Annotated in this window: 17 protein-coding genes; 12 read left to right on the plus strand and 5 right to left on the minus strand. The window is 70.4% G+C overall.

Translation table 11 applies throughout. The features are described from left to right. Nucleotides 1–14: 14 nt before the first annotated feature. The gene (locus ACRWNM_RS01645; RefSeq protein ID WP_431963567.1) at nt 15–617 is read right to left on the minus strand and encodes a TetR/AcrR family transcriptional regulator; all 603 of its coding nucleotides are present in this window, start codon (nt 615–617) and stop codon (nt 15–17) included. A 62-nt stretch (nt 618–679) separates the two neighbouring features. Here ACRWNM_RS01645 and ACRWNM_RS01650 point away from each other — a divergent pair, with 62 nt between their 5' ends. Continuing rightward, a complete protein-coding gene (locus tag ACRWNM_RS01650) occupies nt 680–2,329 on the plus strand; it encodes an FAD-binding oxidoreductase (protein ID WP_431962684.1) in 1,650 nt (549 codons plus the stop codon). After that, on the plus strand, nt 2,329–3,297 hold the full coding sequence (locus ACRWNM_RS01655) for a diacylglycerol kinase family protein (RefSeq protein ID WP_431962686.1): 969 nt from the start codon (nt 2,329–2,331) through the stop codon (nt 3,295–3,297). The genes ACRWNM_RS01650 and ACRWNM_RS01655 overlap by 1 nt, the downstream gene beginning before the upstream one ends. A 6-nt stretch (nt 3,298–3,303) precedes the next feature. Here the strand turns inward: ACRWNM_RS01655 and ACRWNM_RS01660 are convergent, their stop codons facing one another. Then, on the minus strand, nt 3,304–3,996 hold the full coding sequence (locus ACRWNM_RS01660) for an AAA family ATPase (protein WP_431962688.1): 693 nt from the start codon (nt 3,994–3,996) through the stop codon (nt 3,304–3,306). A gap of 115 nt (nt 3,997–4,111) precedes the next feature. After that, entirely contained in the window at nt 4,112–4,702 is a 591-nt protein-coding gene (locus ACRWNM_RS01665; RefSeq protein WP_431962690.1) for a helix-turn-helix domain-containing protein, read from the minus strand. A 245-nt stretch (nt 4,703–4,947) separates the two neighbouring features. On the opposite strand from ACRWNM_RS01665, the gene ACRWNM_RS01670 reads away from it, so the two are divergent. The 10 genes from ACRWNM_RS01670 (at nt 4,948) to proB (ending at nt 18,795) form a co-directional block, all read left to right on the plus strand. Then, entirely contained in the window at nt 4,948–5,982 is a 1,035-nt protein-coding gene (locus ACRWNM_RS01670) for an NAD(P)/FAD-dependent oxidoreductase (protein ID WP_431962692.1), read from the plus strand. Nucleotides 5,983–6,126: 144 nt separating this feature from the next. Next, entirely contained in the window at nt 6,127–8,808 is a 2,682-nt protein-coding gene (locus tag ACRWNM_RS01675; protein ID WP_431962694.1) for a valine--tRNA ligase, read from the plus strand. Continuing rightward, on the plus strand, nt 8,805–10,262 hold the full coding sequence (folC, locus tag ACRWNM_RS01680) for a bifunctional tetrahydrofolate synthase/dihydrofolate synthase (protein WP_431962696.1): 1,458 nt from the start codon (nt 8,805–8,807) through the stop codon (nt 10,260–10,262). The genes ACRWNM_RS01675 and folC overlap by 4 nt, the downstream gene beginning before the upstream one ends. 48 nt (nt 10,263–10,310) lie before the next feature. Further along, complete coding sequence (locus ACRWNM_RS01685) at nt 10,311–10,748, plus strand: DUF4233 domain-containing protein (RefSeq protein ID WP_431962698.1); 438 nt, start codon at nt 10,311–10,313, stop codon at nt 10,746–10,748. Between the two features lie 113 nt (nt 10,749–10,861). Continuing rightward, on the plus strand, nt 10,862–11,278 hold the full coding sequence (gene ndk / locus ACRWNM_RS01690) for a nucleoside-diphosphate kinase (RefSeq protein WP_431962700.1): 417 nt from the start codon (nt 10,862–10,864) through the stop codon (nt 11,276–11,278). A 527-nt stretch (nt 11,279–11,805) separates the two neighbouring features. After that, nucleotides 11,806–15,048, plus strand: coding sequence for a translation initiation factor IF-2 N-terminal domain-containing protein (locus tag ACRWNM_RS01695; RefSeq protein ID WP_431962701.1), 3,243 nt, complete (start codon nt 11,806–11,808; stop codon nt 15,046–15,048). Between the two features lie 297 nt (nt 15,049–15,345). Then, complete coding sequence (rplU, locus tag ACRWNM_RS01700; protein ID WP_068065454.1) at nt 15,346–15,657, plus strand: 50S ribosomal protein L21; 312 nt, start codon at nt 15,346–15,348, stop codon at nt 15,655–15,657. A gap of 22 nt (nt 15,658–15,679) precedes the next feature. Further along, nucleotides 15,680–15,946 (plus strand): 50S ribosomal protein L27, encoded by a 267-nt coding sequence (gene rpmA, locus ACRWNM_RS01705; RefSeq protein WP_068065451.1) that lies wholly within the window; start codon nt 15,680–15,682, stop codon nt 15,944–15,946. 142 nt (nt 15,947–16,088) lie between these two features. Continuing rightward, complete coding sequence (gene obgE, locus ACRWNM_RS01710; RefSeq protein WP_431962704.1) at nt 16,089–17,549, plus strand: GTPase ObgE; 1,461 nt, start codon at nt 16,089–16,091, stop codon at nt 17,547–17,549. A 130-nt stretch (nt 17,550–17,679) separates the two neighbouring features. Beyond that, nucleotides 17,680–18,795 (plus strand): glutamate 5-kinase, encoded by a 1,116-nt coding sequence (gene proB / locus ACRWNM_RS01715; protein ID WP_431963569.1) that lies wholly within the window; start codon nt 17,680–17,682, stop codon nt 18,793–18,795. A gap of 1,390 nt (nt 18,796–20,185) precedes the next feature. Here the strand turns inward: proB and ACRWNM_RS01720 are convergent. Beyond that, nucleotides 20,186–21,646 carry a hypothetical protein gene (locus ACRWNM_RS01720; protein WP_431962706.1) on the minus strand — a complete coding sequence of 487 codons (1,461 nt, stop codon included), beginning with the start codon at nt 21,644–21,646 and terminating at the stop codon, nt 20,186–20,188. Beyond that, nucleotides 21,643–22,017, minus strand: coding sequence for a hypothetical protein (locus ACRWNM_RS01725; RefSeq protein WP_431962708.1), 375 nt, complete (start codon nt 22,015–22,017; stop codon nt 21,643–21,645). The genes ACRWNM_RS01720 and ACRWNM_RS01725 overlap by 4 nt, the downstream gene beginning before the upstream one ends. Nucleotides 22,018–22,138: the final 121 nt, after the last annotated feature.

Raw genomic sequence — 22,138 nt, forward strand, 5'->3', positions numbered from 1 at the left:
GGCACAGCCTTTCGTCATTCGGGGTCGCCGGGGCGGAGGTAGCCGTCGATGGCGCGGGCCAGTTCGGTGTCCAGCTCGGGGGCGGGCAGCAACCCCGCGACAGTGCCCGCGGATTGCACCGCCGACTGCACGATGAGCAGCATCATGGTGGCCAGCTGGACGGGATCGCCGGGCCGGATGGAGCCGTCGTTCTGGCCGTCCCTGATCCCGGCGGCGAACAGTTCGACGAGGATGCGCTGATTGCGGCCGAGCCTGCCGAAGACATAGGTGAGCATCAGGTCGGTGTCGGTGCGAAAGATCTTGCCGAACAATGGGTTCGAGCGCACCATCCCCGCGCCCTCGACCACGCCCTCGACCAGCCGCGTCCGCGCCGGGCCCGCGTCGGGCATCGCGGCGGTGAGAATGCCGCGCAGTTCGCGAACCAACAGCTCGGCGACCAGCGCGCCGGTGTCGGACCAGCGGCGGTATACGGTCGGCCTGCTGACGCCCGCGCGGCGCGCGACCTCGGTGAGCGTGGTCCGGCGTACCCCGAACTCTTGGACGCAGGCGCGTGCGGCGTCGAAGATCGCCAGGTCGATGGCCGAAAGTTCGGCGTCCGGGTCATCGGTCACGGGAATCACCACCGGGCTGAGTGCGGGACGATAGTTACTGCTTGACAGTATATGTCAAACTGTAACGCATGGTCGAGACGCAGCAGGCAGGCGGGCATTCCGAGCCCGCGGCAAAGCCGGGCGCACACGCGCGGGTACCGAGTATGGTGTGGGACGCCTGGGGTATCCCGGCCGGACACAAGCCGCTTTCGGCGCAGATCCGCGGTCTGCTCGCGCAGGTCTTCGGAGTGTCCGGCGAACCGGTGGCGCGCCGCGATGAGGGTGATGTGCCACTCCGCGCGTCGGCGTTGACGCCGGCGCAGCGGGACGGGTTGGTCGCGGTGGTCGGTGCGGACAATGTGTCGGCCGACCATCACGATCGACTGCGGCACGCGGGCGGCAAGAGCACCCTCGATCTGCTGCGCCGCCGCGCCGAGGGCCCGCAGGACGCCCCCGACGCCATCGTCTTTCCCGCCGACCACGAGCAGGTGCTCGCGGTACTGGCCTACTGCGCCGAGCACGGAATCGCGGTGGTGCCCTTCGGCGGTGGCACCAGCGTGGTCGGCGGCGTGGATCCGGTGCGCGGGCAATTCGACACCGTCATCGCCCTCGACCTGCGCCGCATCGACGGGATCAGCGATGTCGACCCGGTGAGCGGCACGGCGACCCTCGGCGCGGGCCTCACCGGACCGCGGGCCGAGGAACTGCTCGCCGCGCAAGGACTTTCGCTCGGCCACTTCCCGCAGAGCTTCGAATTCGCCAGCATCGGCGGCTTCGCGGCCACCAGATCCTCCGGCCAGGCCTCGGCGGGATACGGCCGGTTCGACGACATGGTGCAGCGACTCAGGATCGCGACGCCGACCGGCTCGCTGGAGTTGGGGCGCGCGCCCGCCTCCGCCGCAGGGCCGGACCTGCGCGAGCTGTTCGTCGGCTCGGAGGGCGCGCTCGGCGTGATCACGGAGGTCACGCTGCGCGTGCATCCGCTCCCGGAAACCACCGCCTACCAGGCGTGGTCGTTCCCCGACTTCGCCACCGGCGCGGCCGCGCTGCGCGCCGTGGTGCAGGCGGGCGCGGCTCCGACGGTGCTCCGGCTCTCCGACGAGGCCGAGACCGGACTGAACCTGGCCCGCTCGGGTGACGTCGGCGGCCAGGCGGTGTCGGGCTGCCTGGCCATCACCACCTTCGAGGGCAGCGCGGAGCACGTCGCGTCGCGCTCGGCCGAGGCGACCGCGTTGCTGGCGGCTTCGGGCGGCACCGCGCTCGGCGAGCAGGCGGCCCGCGAATGGGAGCACGGCCGGTTCGCCGCGCCCTACATGCGTGACGCGCTGCTCGATGTCGGGGTGCTGTGCGAGACATTGGAGACCGCGACGACCTGGTCCAATATCGCCGAGCTGAAGGCGAAGACGACCGCGGCGCTGACCGATTCGCTCGGCGCGCAGGGCACGCCCGCACTGGTGATGTGCCACATCTCGCACACCTATCCGACCGGCGCTTCGCTGTACTTCACCGTCGTCGCCAAGCAACTCGACGACCCGATCGCGCAGTGGCAGACCGCCAAACGCGCGGTGGGCGACGCGATCATGGCCGCGGGCGGCACGATCACCCACCACCACGCGGTCGGCGCCGACCACCGGCCCTGGTTGCCCACCGAGGTCGGTGAGCTCGGCATCCGGGTGCTGCGCGCGGTGAAACGGGAATTGGACCCCGCGGGCATCATGAACCCTGGGAAACTGATCTGATGAGCCGCGAGGCGTCGAGCAGCATCCGCTCCGCACTGGTCGTCACGAACCGGTTGTCCGGCGCGGGCAAAGGACACGACACCGCGACGGTGGCCATCGCACGGCTCGCCGAGCGCGGCGTCGAGGTCACCGAGATCCGCGCGCCTTCGGCCGCCGAATCCGTTCGGCTGGTCCGTGATTCGCTGGCGAATCCGGATCCGGCCGCTCGCCCCGACGCGGTGGTGTGCGTCGGCGGCGACGGCCTGATCTGTGTGATTCTCGAGGCCGTCGCGCAGACCGGCGTGCCGCTCGGCTTGGTGCCGAGCGGCACGGGCAACGATCTGGCGCGGGCGCTCGGCGTCCCCACCGACGACCCGGCGGCCGCGGTCGACGTGGTGCTCGCGGGGCGCACCGCGGTGATGGACCTCGGCCGGATCGAGTCGGACGCACCGGATGCCACCCCGATGTGGTTCGCGACCGTCACGGGCACCGGTTTCGACGCGCGGGTGACGTTGCGCGCGAACGACATGCGCTGGCCCAAGGGCAGGCTCCGCTACACCGTCGCGGCGCTGGCCGAGATCACCGGTGGTTTCACCGTGCCCTATCGGATCGCACTGTCCGGCATCGCCGAAGGCGCGGTGGACAATCCGCCGGGCGACGGCGTGATCGAGACCGACGCGGTGATGGTCGCGGTGGGCAACACCCGCACCTATGGCGGCGGCATGTTGATCTGCCCCGACGCCGAGATGGACGACGGGCTGCTCGATCTCACGGTGGTCGGCGCAGTGTCGCGACTGGAGATGCTGCGCTTGCTGCCCGCGCTGTCGGCGGGCAAGCGCATCGATCATCCGGCCGTCGCGCAATATCGCGCCGCCGCGGTCACTCTCACCGCACCGGGCGCGCCCGCCACCGCGGACGGCGAACCGGCCGGGATGTTGCCCATCACGTTGCGCGCGGTGCCCGCGGCGCTGACGGTCCTGGTGCCCTGAGCGCGCTCACCCGTCGAACGCGACGCGGGACAGGCGATTGACGGTGGAACGGTCCACGATGACGACGGAGGAGGACGGAGCGGGCGCGGCGCGGTCGCCGGTGTCGAGCTCGCGGATCAAGCGGTCCCAGCGGCGGCAGTGCAGGGTGAAGAACATCCCGTTGATGCGGCGGCCGCGGGCATACTGTCCGGCCCTGGCCACCGTCGCAGGCACGTCGAGCATGATTACGTGCAGGTCCCTGCGGTAGCCGGCCGCCCAGCGCGCGATCATCCTGCGGCTCCAGCCGAAGGTGCCGCAGTCGTGGATCACCACCGGGCCGTCGGCGTCGCGCAGCGCCGCCCGGATGCTCGCGTAGTGCACGACGTGCACGACCGGACGCCACAGCGGATAGGGGAGCCAGCCGAGCCGGTGCCGCCAGCGGTTCCGCGCGTGCTGCGAATCCAGGACGATCGAACCGGACGGCCCGCTGAGCGGCGTCTCGGCCGTGGCGTCCGCGCCGAAGAACCTCCGCAACGCCGTGCTCTTGCCCGCGCCCGGCACTCCGGCGAAGATCAGTGCCGCCGTTGGGGGGTAACGCAATTCGTCGACCGTCTGGCCGCGCATGTCGTGCACGCCGACCGGCGTCACCGTGCAGGCGGCGGCCAGCGGGAAGCGCGGCTCGGGGGAGTACAGGGGTAGAGCATCGAGCGGGGGGTTCACCCCTTCCAGACTCCCTAGTCCGGTCCGATTCGGCAACCGGGAAAACCCTGAGATTCCAGCGGCGAATGGATGATTCGTCGCCGACCGGCCGGCTTTCCCGGCGCGCCCTGGCAACTCACCGCGCGCTGCGGCGCGGCCTCGCTCGCACATGCATGCGCTCGCCCTGGCTGCCGAACAGACTCAGGATCTCGACCGGACCGCGCCCGGCGCTGCCGAACCAATGCGGTTGCCGTGTATCGAATTCCGCGGTCTCGCCGGGGCCCATGATCAGGTCGTGTTCGCCGAGGATCAACCGCAGCCTGCCGGAGAGCACGTACAACCATTCGTAACCCTCGTGCACGCGGGGATCGGGGTCCTTGCGCTCGGGCGGGAGGATCATCTTGAACGCTTGCAGCGGGCCGGGGCGTGCGGTCAGCGGCAGCACGGTGTATCCGTCGACCTGCCGCGGTGTGGCGTGCACGCGCGGGTCCGCGATCTTGGGCGCCGCCACGAGCTCGTCCAGCGGCACCTGCAACGCCATCGCGATGGGCAGCAGCAACTCCAGGCTCGCCTTGCGCTGCCCGGATTCCAGCCGCGACAGCGTGCTCTTGGAGATGCCGGTGGTCGCCGACAGCGCCGTCAGGGTGAGGGAGCGGTGGGTGCGCAGCGCCTTCAGCCTGGGGCCGATGTCGGCGAGCGCCCGCATGATGCCCGGTTGGTCATACATGTCCCCAGTGCACGCCCCTTTCCCGGAAACGGCAAATTTCGTTGCCGGTATCGGGCCACGACCGGCAGCCTGAACGCGGAGGTGATCGCGCATGAGTGAACGGAGACAACGAATCATGTGCCAGCGCGCTTCGCGCATGCCGGAGCCGAGCGTCTGCGAGGTGGAGGCATGAGCGAACGGAGTGAGCGAATCATGTGCCAGCGCGCTTCGCGCATGCCGGAGCCGAGCGTCAGCGAGGTGGAGGCATGAGCGAACAGAACACGGAGCGGGCGACCTATGACGTGGTCGTCGTCGGCGGCGGCGCGGCGGGGCTGTCGGCGGCGCTGGTGTTGAGCAGGGCGCGGCGGCGAGTCGCGGTGGTCAAGGGCGGCGCGCCGCGCAACGCGCCCGCCCAGCACATGCACGGCTTCCTGTCCCGGGACGGCCTGCCGCCCGCCGAGTTGCTGGCGACCGGCGCCGCCGAGGTGGCTGGATACGGTGGCGAGCTGCTCGACGACGACGACGTCACCGGCGCCGAAAGAAACCGTGACACCGGCGAATTCACGCTCCACCTCGCGTCGGGCGGACAGCTGACGGCCCGCCGCGTGCTCATCGCCACCGGACTGCGCGACGTGCTGCCCGACCTGCCCGGTGTGCGCGAGCGCTGGGGCGCGGACGTCCTGCACTGCCCGTACTGCCACGGCTACGAGGTGCGCGATCGACCGCTCGGCGTGCTCGGCGGCACCGAACCCGGTGCGGTGGCCAGGGCCGTGCACGTCGCGCTGCTGCTGCCGCAGTGGTCGGCCGACGTGACGTTCTTCCCGCACACGATGGAGCCAAGCCGCGACGAGCTGGATCGGCTCGCCGCGCGAGGCGTGCGCGTCGTGACCGGCGAGGTCGCGCGGTTGGCGGTCGAGGACGGCAGGCTGCGCGGTGTGGAGCTGGCCGACGGACGCGCGGTGCCGCGGTCCGCGGTGTTCGTCGCGCCGACGTTCGTGCCCAACGGCGACGTGCTGACCGCGCTCGGGTGCGAGACGGGCCCGGACGGCTGGGTCGTCACCGACGCGCGCGGGCGGACCAGCGTGCCCGGGGTCTGGGCGGCGGGCAATGTCGCCGACCCGGGCGCCCAGGTGATCTCCGCCGCGGGCGCGGGATCGGCGGCCGCCATCGCGATCAACGGCGACCTGGTCGAACAGGAGTCGGCGCCGCGCGTCCTGGCGGATGCGGCGGACCCGGTGATGACGTCGGCGGAAGCTGAGAATTACTTGTGTATTCAGGGTCGCCCTCTGGATCGCCGGTAAGCTGTGAGGCGTAGGCGGAGTGTTCGGTGTCCCTCATCCACCGAAGGCTCCGCCTCCTTTCGTTTCCGCACCCCGGTCGCGCCGTGGAGCGCGGGCTGCGGGGAGGCGGCGAGGCCATGTCGAGCCAACCCCTAGAATCACGGAGTGACCAGCGCAGCCCCTGACAACTCGCGTAATCGTGCCGATGCCCTCCCCAAGAGCTGGGACCCCAGCGTCGTGGAGACCGAGACGTACGAGCGCTGGGTAGCGGCTGGGTACTTCCAGGCCGACACCGCGAGCGGCAAGCCCGCGTACTCCATCGTGCTGCCGCCGCCGAATGTCACCGGCACCCTGCACATGGGCCACGCCCTCGACCACACCCTGATGGACACCCTCGCCCGCCGCAAGCGGATGCAGGGCTACGAGGTGCTGTGGCTACCCGGCATGGACCACGCGGGCATCGCGACCCAGACCGTGGTGGAGAAGCAACTCGCCGTCGACGGCAAGACCAAGGAAGACTTCGGCCGCGAACTGTTCGTCGAGAAGGTCTGGGACTGGAAGCGCGAGTCCGGCGGCGCCATCCAGTGGCAGATGCGCGCCCTCGGCGACGGCATCGACTGGAGCCGCGACCGCTTCACCATGGACGAGGGCCTCTCGCGGGCCGTGCAGACCATCTTCAAGCGCCTCTACGACGCGGGCCTCATCTACCGCGCCGAGCGCCTGGTGAACTGGTCGCCCGAGCTGCGCACCGCCATCTCCGACATCGAGGTCAAGCACGAGGAAGTCGCGGGCGAGCTGATCTCGCTGCGCTACGGCTCGTTGAACGACGACGAACCGCACGTCATCGTGGCGACCACCCGGGTGGAGACGATGCTCGGCGACACCGCGGTCGCGGTGCACCCGGAGGACCCGCGCTACCAGGCGCTGATCGGCTCCACCCTGGAGCACCCGATCACCGGCCGCCAGATCCCGATCGTGGCCGACGACTACGTCGACCCCGAGTTCGGCTCCGGCGCCGTGAAGATCACGCCCGCGCACGACCCGAACGACTTCGAGATCGGCCTGCGGCACAACCTGCCGATGCCGACGATCATGGACGAGCGCGGCCGGATCGCGAACACCGGAACCGAACTCGACGGGATGGACCGTTTCGAGGCCCGCGTCAAGGTCCGCGAGCGGCTCGCCGCGGAAGGTCGTGTCGTCGCGGAGAAGCGTCCGTACCTGCACAGCGTCGGCCATTCCGAGCGCACCGGCGAGCCCATCGAGCCCAGGCTCTCCATGCAGTGGTGGGTCAAGGTGGAGTCGCTGGCCAAGGCCGCGGGCGACGCGGTCCGCAACGGGGACACCGTCATCCACCCGGCCAGCCAGGAGCCGCGCTGGTTCGAGTGGGTCGACAACATGCACGACTGGACCATCTCGCGTCAGCTGTGGTGGGGCCACCGTATCCCGATCTGGTACGGCCCCGAGGGCGAAGTGATCTGCGTCGGCCCGGACGAGACCGCCCCCGAAGGCTGGGTGCAGGACCCGGACGTGCTCGATACCTGGTTCTCCTCCGGCCTGTGGCCGTTCTCCACGATGGGCTGGCCCGACGCGACGCCGGAGCTGGCGAAGTTCTATCCGACCAGCGTGCTGGTCACCGGCTACGACATCCTCTTCTTCTGGGTGGCCAGAATGATGATGTTCGGCATGTTCGTCTCCGAGGATCCGGCCATCGTCGCGGGCAAGACCTCCGGCGCGGTGCAGGTGCCGTTCAAGGACGTCTTCCTGCACGGCCTGATCCGCGACCAGTTCGGCAAGAAGATGTCGAAGTCGCGCGGCAACGGCATCGACCCGCTGGACTGGATCAAGGGCTATGGCGCGGACGCGCTGCGCTTCACCTTGGCTCGCGGCGCCCAGCCCGGCGGCGACCTGTCCGTCGGCGAGCCGCACGCGCTGGCCTCGCGCAGCTTCGTCACCAAGCTGTTCAACGCCACCAAGTTCGCGCTCATGAACGGCGCCGAGCCCGGTGCGCTTCCCGACCGCGCGGCGCTCACCGACGCCGACCGCTGGATCCTGGATCGCCTGGATCAGGTTCTGGCCGAGGTGGATTCGGCCTTCGACGCCTACGAGTTCGGCAAGGCGTGCGAGGCGCTGTACCACTTCGCCTGGGACGAGCTGTGCGACTGGTACCTGGAGCTGGCCAAGGTGCAGTTCGCCGAATCCGAGGAGCGGGCGGCCACGACCAGGATCGTGCTCGGCAACGTGCTGGACTCGGTGCTGCGGCTGCTGCACCCGGTGATCCCGTTCGTCACCGAGGAGCTGTGGCAGGCGCTCACCGGCGGCGAGTCCGTGGTGATCGCGGCCTGGCCGCAGGTCAGCGGGATCGCCGCCGACACCGGTGCGGCACAGCGTGTTTCGGACGCTCAGCGGTTGATCACCGAGATCCGCCGGTTCCGCAGCGATCAGGGCCTGGCCGACAAGCAGAAGGTGGCGGCCAAGCTGATCGGCCTGGAGCAGGCCGACCTCACCGGGCTGGAGCCGTCGGTCGCCAACCTGGCCCGGCTCACCGCGCCCGGCGCCGCGTTCGCCGCCACCGCCTCGGTGGAGGTGCGGCTGAGCGGCGCGACGGTGACCGTCGAACTGGACACCTCGGGCGCGGTCGACCTGGACGCCGAACGCCGCCGCCTGGAGAAGGACCTGGCCGCCGCGGAGAAGGAGCTGGCGGGCACCGAGGCCAAGCTCGGTAACGAGGCGTTCCTGGCCAAGGCCCCGGAACCGGTGGTGGCCAAGATCAAGAACCGTCGCGATGTCGCCGCCGCCGAGGTGGACCGCATCGGGGCGCGGCTCGCGGAACTGGCAGTCAAATGAACGACGAGCCGGAGCGGCAGTACCGCGATGACAGCGGCGGCACCCGGCTCGGGTCGGGGCCATCGCCGGTGGAGCTCGCCGAGATGGCGCTGGTCGAGGCGGAACTCGACCAGCGCTGGCCGGAGACCAAGATCGAGCCCTCGCTCACCCGCATCGCCACCCTGATGGATCTGCTCGGCTCCCCGCAGCAGAGCTATCCGGCGATCCACATCGCGGGCACCAACGGCAAGACCTCGGTCACCCGCATGATCGACGCCCTGCTCACCGCGCTGCACCGGCGGACAGGCCGCATCACCAGCCCGCACCTGCAACTGGCCACCGAGCGGATCAGCATCGACAACGCGCCGATCAGCCCGGCCAAGTACGTCGAGACCTACCGCGAGCTACAGCCCTGCGTCGAGATGATCGACGCGCAGTCCGCCGCGGCCGGCGGTCCGGCGATGAGCAAGTTCGAGGTGCTCACCGGCATGGCCTACGCCGCGTTCGCGGAGGCCCCTGTCGACGTGGCGATCGTGGAGACCGGCATGGGCGGCACCTGGGACGCCACCAATGTGATCGACGGCCAAGTCGCGGTGATCACCCCGATCGGACTGGACCACGTCGACTACCTCGGCCCCGACCTCGCCGCCATCGCGGGGGAGAAGGCCGGAATCATCAAACGCGCTCCGGAGAGCCTGGTCCCGCGCGACAACGTCGCGGTGATCGCGCAGCAGGAGCCCGAGGCGATGGAGGTGCTGCTGCGCCGGGCCGTCGAGGTGGACGCCGCGGTGGCCCGTGAGGGCGCGGAGTTCCGGGTGCTGGCGCGTCGCGTCGCCGTCGGCGGTCAGCAGCTCGAGTTGCAGGGTCTCGGCGGGGTGTACGACGAGATCTTCCTGCCGCTGCACGGTGAGCACCAGGCCCGCAACGCGGTGCTCGCGCTGGCCGCGGTCGAGGCGTTCTTCGGCGCGGGCTCGGAGCGTCAGCTCGACATCGACGCCGTGCGCGCCGGGTTCGCTTCGGTCACCAGCCCAGGCCGTATGGAGCGGATGCGCAGCGCGCCGACCATCTTCATCGACGCCGCGCACAACCCGGCGGGCGCGCGAGCGCTCGCCGCCACCCTCGGCGAGGAGTTCGACTTCCGCAAGCTGGTCGGCGTCGTCGCCGTGCTCGGCGACAAGGACGCCGCGGGCATTCTCGAGGCGCTGGAGCCGGTGTTCGACGAGATCGTCGTCACCACCAACGGTTCGCCGCGCGCCATGGACATCGACAGCCTGGCGAATCTGGCGGTGCAGCGGTTCGGCGACGAACGCGTGGTCACCGCCGACACGCTGCCCGACGCGCTGGAGACCGCGATCGCCATCGCCGAGGAGGTCGGCGACCCGGTCGAAGCCGTCTCGGGCGCAGGCGTCGTCGTCACCGGCTCGGTGGTCACCGCGGGCGCGGCCCGGGCACTGTTCGGAAAGGACCCCGCGTGAACGGGGAATCCAGCATGCGACATCCACGAAGGGGCCGGTGAGCACGGCATGAGTGAGCCCAGCGAGCGCCGCGAGGACGCGGCCGCCGCCGAGCAACCCGGCACGAGCGCGGCCGCCGCGCCCGATCCGTGGAAGGGCCTGCGCGGCGTCATGGCGGGCACGCTGATCCTGGAGTCCATCGTGGTGCTGCTCGCGCTGCCGGTGGTCGCCGACGTCGGCGGTGGCGTCAGCTGGTTGTCCGGCAGCTACCTGGTGATTCTCGCGCTGCTGATGATTCTCGGCGCGGGCCTGCAACGCCGGTCCTGGGCGCTGCCGTTCAACCTCGGCCTCCAGGTCCTGGTGATCCTCGGTGTGTTCATCCACCTGTCCATCGGCATCATCGGCGTGCTCTTCGCGGCCGTCTGGGCGTTCATCCTGATACTGCGCTCCGAGGTCAAGCGACGGATGGACCAGGGGCTGCTGCCCAGTCAGCGGATGAACCGGTAGCGATCCGGAATCGGCTGCGAATTCGTCGAGCCGACGCGGATCGAACGCGGCCGGGAGCATCGCGGCCGATGCTGGTTCGGTAGTGGGCGGCGGGGTCAATTAGGCTGTGCGCCGTGACTGAGCAGACGTTGGTACTCATCAAGCCGGACGGCGTGGCCCGTGGCCTGGTCGGCGAGGTGCTGGCCCGTATCGAGCGCAAGGGCCTGAAGATCGTGGCCCTGGAGCTGAAGCAGGTGTCCGGGGAACTGGCCGGGGAGCACTACGCCGAGCATGCCGAGAAGCCGTTCTTCGGCTCCTTGATCGAGTTCATCACCTCCGGCCCGGTCGTGGCCGCAGTCCTGGAGGGCCCGCGCGCCATCGCCGCGTTCCGGCAGATCGCCGGCGGCACCGACCCCGTGGAGAAGGCCGTGCCGGGCAGCATCCGTGGCGACTTCGCCCTCGAGACCCAGTACAACCTCGTGCACGGCTCGGACTCCCCGGAGTCGGCCAAGCGCGAGATCGGGCTCTGGTTCCCCGAGTTCCCCGCCTGAGTTCCACCGCACACTCGCCGCGCCGCACCGGCGCGGCAAGACCCGCGCGGGCTCGCGCATCACATCATCCCTTGTCACGCCGGGTCGTGCCGATGCGGCAAACCCGGGGCATCGGGCCGCTCACGCGCCGATGGCGAACCATGGGCGCACGATGTGGGATACTGGCAGTGGTCGTCAACGACACCGACAGTTCGCGCAGGTACGCGAATGGTCGGTTGCGATGACGACCGGATGACACCGCGGTTCGATGCCGATCATCGCTGCCACGGACAATCGCGCCCGGTTGCTGAGGGTGTGGCGGTCCGCGCAGGCACGCTGGATGAGCGCTCGTTTCCGCGGAGTTCAGCCAACAGCCAGGCGCCGCGTGACCAGTTAGCCCGAAGACGAAGAACCAGGTGACAACCGGGCACGCGGGGCGAGACCACAGGACCTCGCGTCGACGGCGTGAGGTGTACGGACAGCGTCCCCCGCGTTGGCCGCGTCACTCCGTACCGGGAGGGACGCGCCCGGGGGCCCGAGGAGACTTCGTGGCCGATCAAGAGCCGCTGGAAACAACATCACAGGATGCCGATCAATTGCCGGAGCGAATCCGAGTTCACGCGCTTGCCAAGCGGCTGGGAGTGACGAGCAAGCGCATCCTGGCCAAACTCACCGAGCTGGGTGCCGACGCGCGCAGCGCGCAATCCAACGTCGACCGGGCGGTCGCGGAGTCGGTGCGCGACGCGCTCGGCGCCGCCGAACCCGATGCGGCGACTCCCCCCGCGACAGCCGAACCGCCTACCGCCGAGCCCGAGGCGGCGGAGGCGGCAGCGCCGGAGCCCGAGAAGCCCGAGGCCGCACAGCCGAGCGGGCTGCTCTTCTCCGCCCCGGATCCGGTGCACACGGGACTATCGACGGCGAGCGCCGAGCCGACGCAGCTGTTCACCCACGCCGAACCCGGCGAGCCGCAGGTCGCGGCGCCGTCGGTCTTCGAGGCGCCCTCCATCGCTGCGCCGCTGTTCCTGTCGCCCGACGCGGCGGCCGCCGAGCAGATGCGCAAGCAGCGCCGTGCCGAGCGCGAGGCCAAGCGCGCCGAGGAGGCCGCCACTCAGGAGGTCGTCGCGCAGGAGGTCGTCGAGGAGGAACCCGAGACCACCGAGGACGAGCAGGACAGCGCCGAGCAGCATGGCGACGGTGAAGGCCAGCCGCGCCGTCGCCGACGTGGCAGGCGCGGTCGCGGCCGTGGCCGCGGCGAGCAGCACGGCGACTCCGACACCGAGGGCGACGAGGGCGATCAGTCCGAGTCCGACACCGAGGACGAGTCCGCCGCCGAGACCGCCGAGGGCGCGGAAGCCGCCGAGGCGACCGAAGAGGGCGACGCCGACAGCGAGACCGAGGACGCGGTGCCCGAGGGCGCGAGCCGTCGTCGCCGTCGTCGCCGCCGCCGCAAGGTCGGCGGTGAGGGCGAAGCCGAGCCCGCCGACGACGACCCGCCGAACACTGTCGTGCACGAGCGCGAGCCGCGCGCCAAGAGCCGCGGCCGGGCCGCCTCGGACGAGGTGCAGGGCATCACCGGCTCCACCCGCCTCGAGGCGAAGCGTCAGCGTCGCCGCGACGGTCGCGAGGCCGGTCGCCGCCGCCCGCCGATCCTGACCGAGTCGGAGTTCCTGGCCCGCCGCGAGGCGGTGGACAGGGTGATGGTGGTGCGCGAGAAGTCGTTCCCCGAACACCCGGCCGCCACCCAGGTCGCGGTGCTCGAGGACAACATCGTCGTCGAGCACTTCGTCACCAACACCGGCCAGGCCTCCATGGTCGGCAACGTCTACCTCGGCAAGGTGCAGAACGTGCTGCCCAGCATGGAGGCGGCGTTCGTCGACATCGGCCGCGGCCGCAACGGCGTGCTGTACGCGGGCGAGGTGAACTGGGAGGCCGCCGGGCTCGGCGGCAAGGAGCGCAAGATCGAGCAGGCGCTCAAGCCCGGCGATCAGGTGCTCGTCCAGGTGTCCAAGGACCCGGTCGGGCACAAGGGCGCCCGGCTGACCACCCAGATCAGCCTGGCCGGTCGCTTCCTGGTGTACGTGCCCGGCGGCACCTCCACCGGCATCAGCCGCAAGCTGCCCGATACCGAGCGCAAGCGCCTCAAGGAGATCCTGCGCGACATCGTGCCCGCCGACGCGGGCGTGATCATCCGCACCGCCTCCGAGGGCGTCAGCGAGGCCGAGCTGGCCCGCGACGTGGAACGGTTGCAGACCACGTGGCGCTCCATCGAGAAGCAGGCGAACAAGGACGGCGGCGCGCCGAAGACGCTGTACGAGGAGCCCGATCTCCTGGTCAAGGTCATCCGCGACCTGTTCAACGAGGACTTCTCGCGGCTGGTCATCGAGGGCGACCGGGCGTGGAGCACGGTCGAGAGCTACATCCGCACCGTCGCGCCCGACCTGCTCGCGCGGGTCTCCCGGCACGACAACAACGGCGTGGACGTCTTCGAGACCTTCCGCATCGACGAGCAGCTGGCCAAGGCGCTCGATCGCAAGGTGTGGCTGCCCTCCGGCGGCACCCTGGTGATCGACCGCACCGAGGCCATGACCGTCATCGACGTCAACACCGGCAAGTTCACCGGGTCGGGCAACAGCAACCTGGAGGAGACCGTCACCAGGAACAACCTGGAGGCGGCCGAGGAGATCGTGCGCCAGATGCGGCTGCGCGACATCGGCGGCATGATCGTCGTCGACTTCATCGACATGGTGCTCGAGTCGAACCGCGACCTGGTGCTGCGCCGCCTGACCGAGGCGCTCGGCCGGGACCGCACCAGGCACCAGGTGTCCGAGGTGACCTCGCTCGGCCTGGTCCAGATGACCCGTAAGAAGCTGGGCACCGGGCTGGTCGAGGCGTTCTCGACTACCTGCGAGCACTGCCACGGCCGCGGCATCCTGGTGCACACCTACCCGGTGGAGCTCACGCCCGCCGAGGACACCTCGGCCCGTCGCGAGGGCGGCTCGCGTCGTCGGCGCGGCCGGGACAAGAGCGCGGCTCCCGCGGCCGCCACCAACGGCACGCCGCCGCCGAGCGAGGCGGCCGAGGAAGAGGCCGCCGTCAAGCGGGCGCATCCGGTGGCGCTGGCCATGGCCGCGCACAACGCCGATGCCGAGCAGGGCGCGGAGGCAGTCGCCGAGGCCGAGGTCGTCGCGACCGATGCCGATGCGGTGGCGGCGAATGTGGCCGACGCCGTGGCTGCCGCACAGGAGGCGGTTGCCGAGGAGGCCACCGAGGTCGAGCCGTGGGCCGAGGCGGTCGCCGAGGTCGAAGCGGTGACCGAGGAAGCCGTCGCGGTCGTGGCCGAGGAGGCCGTCGCGGAAGCGGTGGTCGCCGAGGAGGCCGAGGTCGAGAAGGTGGCCGAGCAGGTCGCCGAGGCGCTGGAGGAGCAGGTCGAAGCCGTCGTGACGGCGCCGGCGGAGGTCGCTCGGGTTTCGGTGACGGAGGAGCCCGCGCCGTCGGTGCGGGAGGAGGTGGCGGTCGCGGAAGCCGCTGTCGCCGCCGCCGATCGAGCGGTTGCCAACGGTGAACCGGAGCCCCGGCAGGTGCCTCGCCGTCGTCGGGTGGCGCGTTCGGCGGCCGCGCCCGCGGCCGACAGCGCCGGAGCCGTGTTCGTGCTGTCCAGCGCCGACCAGGGCGGCGCGCCCGCGGTCGACTATTCGCAGCAGCCCGAGCCGGTCGAACTGCCGCAGCGTGGGCGTCCGCGCCGCAGGGCCGTCGGCCGTCCCGCAGGCCCGCCGGTCGATTCGCCCAGCTGAGCGAGTGTGGTGATTCGGCCGGTCGGACCCGAGAGGGGCGACCGGCCGAATCCGTTCGGGCGTCGGACAGCTCGGTGAAATCCGCGCGTGACCGGGTTGCCGAGCGGGTGCCAGCCGCCGAATTGGGTCGTAGACCGGGGGTCTGGTAGCCTTGGACGGTCGCTGCCTGGCGATGCGCCCGAAGCTGCTTGACGCAGCGAGGTATGCGCCCCGTGCGGCAACCAGCCAAGACAATTCACGTCGCGACCTGTGGCGTGAATGAAGCACGAGAAGACATCGAGTGGAGGAAGCCGACCGATGGCAACGTACGCGATCGTCAAGACCGGCGGAAAGCAGTACAAGGTCGCGGTCGGTGACCTGGTGAAGGTCGAAAAGATCGAGGGTGCGCCGGGTTCCGCCGTCGAGCTCTCGCCCGTCCTCGTGGTGGACGGCGCCGAACTGACCACCGACGCGGCCAAGCTGGCCGAGCGTTCGGTGACCGCGGAGCTGGTCGAGCAGACCAAGGGCCCCAAGATCCGCATTCACAAGTTCAAGAACAAGACCGGCTACCACAAGCGCCAGGGTCACCGTCAGCCGCTGACGGTCCTGAAGGTCACCGGCATCAAGTAAGACATCCCGAGGAGACTCAGCTATGGCACACAAGAAGGGCGCGTCCAGCTCCCGGAACGGACGCGATTCCAACGCCCAGCGACTCGGCGTCAAGCGCTTCGGCGGCCAGACCGTCAAGGCAGGCGAGATCCTGGTGCGTCAGCGTGGCACCCACTTCCACCCCGGCGTGAACGTCGGTCGTGGCGGTGACGACACCCTGTTCGCCCTCGAGGCGGGCGCGGTCCAGTTCGGCACCAAGCGTGGCCGCAAAACCGTCAACATCGTCGTCCCGGAGCCGGTTCAGGCCTGACCGCCTAGCCGATCCAGACAAAGCCGAGCGGGTCAGGGTACGTCACCCTGACCCGCTTTTCGCGTTCTCATGGCGGCGAGCGCCGAAGAATCCGCGCGAGCCCTCGAAGAACGACCAGCCCAGAAGGAGGATGATTCGACCCATGTCGAAATTCATCGACCGTGTCGTGCTGTACGTGCGTGCCGGAAAGGGCGGTCATGGGTGCGCGTCGGTGCACCGCGAGAAGTTCAAGCCGCTCGGCGGACCGGACGGCGGCAATGGCGGCAACGGCGGCGACGTCGTCCTCGAGGTCGACGGCAACGTGCACACCCTGCTGGACTTCCACTTCCACCCGCACGCCAAGGCTGGTAACGGCAAGCCCGGCGAGGGCGGCAACCGGGACGGCAAGACCGGCGGCGACCTCTTGTTGAAGGTGCCGGACGGCACCGTCGTGCTGGGCAAGGACGGCGAGATCCTGGCCGACCTGGTCGGCGTGGGCAACCGTTACATCGCCGCCCGCGGCGGACGCGGCGGTCTCGGCAACGCGTCGCTGGCGTCGAAGGCGCGCAAGGCGCCCGGTTTCGCGCTGCTCGGCGAGGACGGCGAGGAGCTCGATCTCGTCCTGGAACTGAAGTCGGTCGCCGACGTCGGTCTGGTCGGCTTTCCGTCGGCGGGCAAGTCCTCGCTGGTCTCGGTGCTCTCCGCGGCCAAGCCGAAGATCGCCGACTACCCGTTCACCACGCTCGTTCCGAACCTCGGCGTGGTGGCCAGCGGCGACACCACCTTCACCATCGCCGACGTGCCCGGCCTGATCCCCGGCGCCAGTGAGGGCCGCGGTCTCGGCCTGGACTTCCTGCGCCACCTGGAGCGCTGCGCGGTACTCGCGCACGTCGTCGACTGCGCGACCCTCGAACCGGGCCGCGACCCCGTCTCCGACGTCGACGCGCTCGAGGCCGAGCTGGCCGCGTACAAGCCCGCGCTCGCCGCCGACGCCGGTCTCGGTGATCTGGCCGATCGCCCCCGCGTGGTGATCCTGAACAAGACCGACGTCCCCGACGCCGCCGAGCTGGCCGAGATGGTGACGGCCGAGTTCACCGAGCGCGGCTGGCCGGTCTTCGAGATCTCCGCCGTGAGCCGAGCGGGCTTGCGCCCCTTGACCTTCGCGCTCGCCGACCTGGTGCGCGAATACCGCGAGGCGCACCCGAAGGCCGCGCCGAAGCGTCCGGTGATCCGGCCGATCGCGGTGGACGAGTCCGGCTTCAGCGTGATCGCCGATCCGGAGGAGCCGGGCGGCTTCATCGTGCGCGGCACGCGCCCGGAGCGCTGGGTGCGGCAGACCCAGTTCGACAACGACGAGGCCGTCGGCTACCTGGCCGACCGGCTGGCCCGCCTCGGCGTCGAGGACGAGCTGGTGCGCCTCGGCGCCGAACCGGGCGCCCCGGTCACCATCGGCGACGTCAGCTTCGACTGGGAGCCGCAGATCTCGGCGGGTATCGATCGCGTGCCGACCGGTCGCGGCACCGATGTTCGTTTGGAGCAGAGCGACCGGGTCGGCGCCGCCGAGCGCAAGCACGCCTCGCGGGTGCGCCGCGGCCTGGTCACGGAGGACGAGGACCGGTCGTGAAAAGCGCCGCCGCCGAACGGTTTCTACCGTCCGGCGGCGGGACGGCCGGTGTGGTAGGCCGGACAGCACTTTCGGTTGCGGTACAGGGAGTTCAGTTGTGACGCAGGTGAATTCGGAGCTAGCGGACGCGGTGTCGCCCGGCGGGCTCAGTGAGGCGCGGCAGGCGATCGCCTCGGCGCGCCGTGTCGTGGTGAAGATCGGCTCGTCGGCCTTGACCAGCCTGAAGGGCGGTCTGGACACGACGCGGTTGGACCGTCTCGCCGACGCCGTCGAGGCCCGCATGCGCGCGGGTTCGGACGTCGTCGTCGTCTCGTCCGGCGCCATCGGCGCGGGTATCGCTCCGCTCGGGTTGTCCAGCCGCCCAAGGGATCTGGCGACAAAGCAGGCGGCGGCGAGCGTCGGTCAGCTGGCGCTGGCGCACGCGTGGGGCACCTCCTTCGCACGCTACGGCCGCACCGTCGGGCAGGTGCTGCTCAGCGCCGATGATTTCTCCCGCCGCGAGCACCACCGCAATGCCCAGCGCACCCTGGACCGGCTGCGTTCGCTCGGCGCGGTCGCGGTGGTGAACGAGAACGACACGGTCGCCACCGAGGAGATCAGGTTCGGCGACAACGACCGGCTCGCGGCCCTCGTCGCGCACCTGGTCGGTGCCGATGCCCTGATCTTGCTCTCCGACGTGGAAGGCCTCTACGACGGCGATCCGCGCAAGGGCGCCGCGAAGTTCATCCCCGAGGTCCGCAGCAGCGCCGATCTGGACGGCGTCATCGCGGGCAGCGGTGGCGCGCTCGGCACCGGCGGCATGGCCTCCAAGCTCTCCGCCGCGCGGCTGGCCGCCGACGCGGGCGTCCCCGTCCTGCTCGCCGCCGCCGAGGAGGCCGCCATCGCACTCGCCTCCGGCACCGTCGGCACCGCCTTCGCCGCCCGCCCGGTCCGCCTGTCGGCCCGCAAATTCTGGGTCCGCCATGCGGCCGACAGCCGCGGCGCCCTGGTCCTCGACGACGGCGCCGTCCAGGCCGTCGCCCAACGCCGCCGCTCCCTGCTCGCCGCGGGCATCACCGCCGTCCGAGGCCGCTTCTACGGCGGCGACGTGGTCGACCTCCTCTCGGCCGATCACCGCCTGATCGCCCGCGGCGTCGTTGAATACGACAGCACCGAACTCTCCACCATGCTTGGCCGCTCCACCACCGAACTCCCGGACACCATGCAACGCCCGGTAATTCACGCCGACGACTTGGTCAAAGCCTGAACCCTCCCCCTGGGCCACCCCGCCCGGCGCGCATCCCTCATCCACCCACCGGCTGTGCGGGGCGTATGCGACGCTGTGCGTATCGCAACAGCCCAGCGCCGCAACGGTACTGGCGTCAGAGTCACGCGCATCGGATACCGCCTGCACCCCCGCGGGGCTTGGGGCGGTGTACGAGGCCGCGCGAAACCGATTGTCGCAGTTGGTTTAGCCCGTGCTGGTACTGCGTGTCAGCGCCATACGCATCGGATACTGTCTCTACCCCTCGTGGGTCTTGTGGCGTGTGCTAGCGGTGCGAGATGTCTGCGAGGAGTACGAGCGGTGTACGAGGCCGCGCGAAACTGCCTGCCGCAGTTGGTCTAGCGCGTGCCGGTGCTGCCGTCAGCGCAATGGGTATCGGAACCGTCCGTACCCCGCGCGGCGCTTGTAGCGTGTACGAGGAGTGCGAAGCGGTGTACGAGGCTGCGCGAAATCGCCTGTCGCAGGCGGCTTAGCGCCGTGCTGGCACTGCCGTCAGCGTCACGCGCGTCGTATACCTATCTGTACTCCTCGCAAGGGGTTCCGCCGTGTGCGAGGAGCACGGAGGGTCTGCGAGGAGCAGCAGCGGTAGGCCGGACCGCGTACCGCAGCCCAGTTGCGCGTTGGTGCTGGGTGAGGCTGCGCTCTTCGCAATGCTGTGCGCGTGTGAGGTGTACACCGCTGTGCGGGACCGGGCGAAACCGCGTGCCGCAGATGGCGTAGCAGCCGAGGTTCTCGTCTGCCGACCATGGCGCATACCGCACTCTTCGCAGCGGTTACGGCATGTACGAGCGTGTTCGAGGCGGCGCGAAACCGATTGTCGCAGTTCGCCTAGCGCCGCGCTGGCACTGCTGTCAGCGCCATGCACAGCGGATCTGTCTGTACCCCTCGCGGGTGTGGCGTGTGCCTGGCGGTGCGAAATGTCTGCGAGGAGTACGAGCGGTGTGCAAGGCCGCGCGAAACTGCCTGCCGCAGTTGGCCTGGCGCCGCGCTGGTACTGCCGTCAGCGTCACGCGCCTCGCATACCGTCTGCACTCCTCGCAGGGGTTGCGGCGTGTGCGAGGAGTGCGGAGGGTCTGCGAGGAGTAGGGGCGCCATGTGCGCGACTGTGCGAACCACGTGCGTGCCGCAGCAGGTCAGCGCCGCCTAGGATCTGGTCTGCCGACCATGGCGCATATCGGACTCTTCGCGGCGTGGCGTGTGTCAGGCATGCGAGCGGTGTGCGTGGCCGCGCGAAACCGCTTGCCGCAGTGGGGCTTAGCGCCGAATTGGTGCTGGTAGGGCCACATGCAGCTCGCATACCTCTGCACTCCTCGCGGTGTTGTGGTGTGGGCGAGGAGTGCGAAAGGGGCGAGGCTCTGGGGGTTCCGGTGTGTTAGCTGGTTGCACCGGATTGGGGGACCACGCCGGGTTGGTCGGTGTGGGAGGAGCCCTGGTTTTGGGCTTCGGGGATGGGGCCGGTGACGCCGGGTTGGCCGCCCAGGTCGGGGAGCGGCTGGGTTTCGCCGGATGGTGGGGCGGGTGGCGGCGGAGCCTCCTGGGTGGGTGGCGGAGCGGGTGTGTGGTGGGGAGGCGGGGGTGCCTGCTGGGTCGGCGGAGCCGGGGGTTCCTGCGGAGGCGGTGCCTGGGTGGGCGGCGGGGCAGGAATGTCCTGGGTCGGCGGGGCTTGCGGTGCCGGGGGCTCTTGGGCGGGCGGGGGTGTGTCCAGGGTCGGTGGCGCCTGGGTTGGTGGCGGTGCCGGGGCTTCCTGGGTAGGGGGTGGGACGTCCTGAGTAGGCGGCTCGTGGATCGGCGGCGGCACCGGAGCCTCTTGGGTAGGCGACGGCGGGTTCTGGGTCGGCGGTGCCGGAGTTTCCTGGGTTGGTGGCGCGTCGAGAGTGGGTGGCGGTGCTGGAGCCTCTTGCGTGGGCGCTGGTGCGTCCTGGGTCGGCGGGGCCGGGATGTCCTGGGTAGGCGGTGGCGTGTCTTGGGTAGGCGGCGGTGCCTCGGTGGTCGGCGGTGCCGGGGCCTCCTGAGTCGGCGGTGGCACGTCTTGGGTAGGCGGCGGTGCCTCGGTGGTCGGCGGTGCCGGGGCCTCCTGAGTCGGCGGTGGCACGTCTTGGGAAGGCGGTGCGTCGGGGGTCGGCGTCCGCGATTCCGGGGCCGACGGATCGGGTACCGAATCGATGGGCGGTTCCGGCTGCGAATCCGACTCCGGCGGAACGCTTTCCGTCCCTTCGGGAGCTTCGCTGCCCGGTGCCCCGTACCCCGCGGATCCGTTCGACGACTGCGGGATCACCCCGGCATCCGGAACGGCGGACAGCACAGGCGGTTCCGGCAGTGCGGGGACGCCGTTGCCTGCCATCGTGTAGGCGGGCTTGTACACCATGTTCATCGCGAGCACGGCTTCCTGCCGCAGCGCTTCCTGCGCCATCTGCGCGTCGATGACGTTCGCCGCCTCGAGCAGTTGCGCGATGGCGCCGATCGGTCCGGAGCTGCCGGGCGGCACGACTGCCAGCTTGACCGCTTCGGCCGCCGCCGCCACGCCGCCGAGCCGCGCGCCGACCTGTCCCATCACGGCGCTGAGTTCGTCGACGGAGGAAGCGAAGCTGCGGGTGCTCGCATAGGCGGCGCTCGCGGCCGCGCCCTCCCATTCCATGCCGTTCATGACGCGATCAGCCCCGCCGCGGGTGAGCGGCATCGATGTGGCCAGCGCGGCGGCGACCTCGAGCCAGGTGACCGACGCGCGCAGGATCTCACCGGCGTCGATCTGCTGGGTCTTGGCGTAGATCTCCTCGTGCGGTATCGACTCGAAGTGCTCCATCGAGTTGATGTAGGTGGGGTCGGTGCCGGTCATCGGGGCAGCCTCGTTTCCACCGCGCGCAGCGCGGCCGCGTTGGCGGCGTCGGCTTCTTCGTAGAGTCCGGCGCTGATCAGGAACGCCTCCTTCATGCGGTAGGCGGCCTCGATGTAGTGGTCGAGCAGTGCCGCCGCGTCGCGTGCTTTGTGTCCGAAGCCTGCCTGTAGTTGCTGCGCGGAGACGAAGCCGCCGAATCCTTGTAGTTCGGCTACGGATTCGAGCCGTTGCTGCAGATAGATCAGCCGGTCGGCCTGATTCTCGTACATCTCGGCGCACCGCCGCGCGGCGTCCGGGTCGAACTTGACGGTGCCTGTCTGCGCTTCCTGCTTGAACCGCGCTATATCGGCTCGGCTGCTCTCGATCGTCATGCGCACCCCCGTTGATCGGTCGGTCCGCCTAAGCCTAATGGGTGCCGCCGGACGGAGTCCGTCGAAAACCGCAGCGAAGACGAAGGTATGCCTAACATGCGCCGCCGGACGAACCCGCGGC

This window comes from Nocardia sp. bgisy134, from assembly GCF_965341865.1.
Classification (GTDB): Bacteria; Actinomycetota; Actinomycetes; order Mycobacteriales; family Mycobacteriaceae; genus Nocardia.

Bases quoted from the DNA above. Each gene is read 5' to 3' on its own strand.
- ACRWNM_RS01650 (WP_431962684.1), top strand. From the start codon at position 680: ATGGTCGAGACGCAGCAGGCAGGCGGGCATTCCGAGCCCGCGGCAAAG.
- ACRWNM_RS01655 (WP_431962686.1), top strand. From the start codon at position 2,329: ATGAGCCGCGAGGCGTCGAGCAGCATCCGCTCCGCACTGGTCGTCACG.
- ACRWNM_RS01665 (WP_431962690.1), bottom strand. From the start codon at position 4,702: ATGTATGACCAACCGGGCATCATGCGGGCGCTCGCCGACATCGGCCCC.
- ACRWNM_RS01670 (WP_431962692.1), top strand. From the start codon at position 4,948: ATGAGCGAACAGAACACGGAGCGGGCGACCTATGACGTGGTCGTCGTC.
- folC (WP_431962696.1), top strand. From the start codon at position 8,805: ATGAACGACGAGCCGGAGCGGCAGTACCGCGATGACAGCGGCGGCACC.
- ACRWNM_RS01685 (WP_431962698.1), top strand. From the start codon at position 10,311: ATGAGTGAGCCCAGCGAGCGCCGCGAGGACGCGGCCGCCGCCGAGCAA.
- rplU (WP_068065454.1), top strand. From the start codon at position 15,346: ATGGCAACGTACGCGATCGTCAAGACCGGCGGAAAGCAGTACAAGGTC.
- rpmA (WP_068065451.1), top strand. From the start codon at position 15,680: ATGGCACACAAGAAGGGCGCGTCCAGCTCCCGGAACGGACGCGATTCC.
- obgE (WP_431962704.1), top strand. From the start codon at position 16,089: ATGTCGAAATTCATCGACCGTGTCGTGCTGTACGTGCGTGCCGGAAAG.
- ACRWNM_RS01720 (WP_431962706.1), bottom strand. From the start codon at position 21,646: ATGACCGGCACCGACCCCACCTACATCAACTCGATGGAGCACTTCGAG.
- ACRWNM_RS01725 (WP_431962708.1), bottom strand. From the start codon at position 22,017: ATGACGATCGAGAGCAGCCGAGCCGATATAGCGCGGTTCAAGCAGGAA.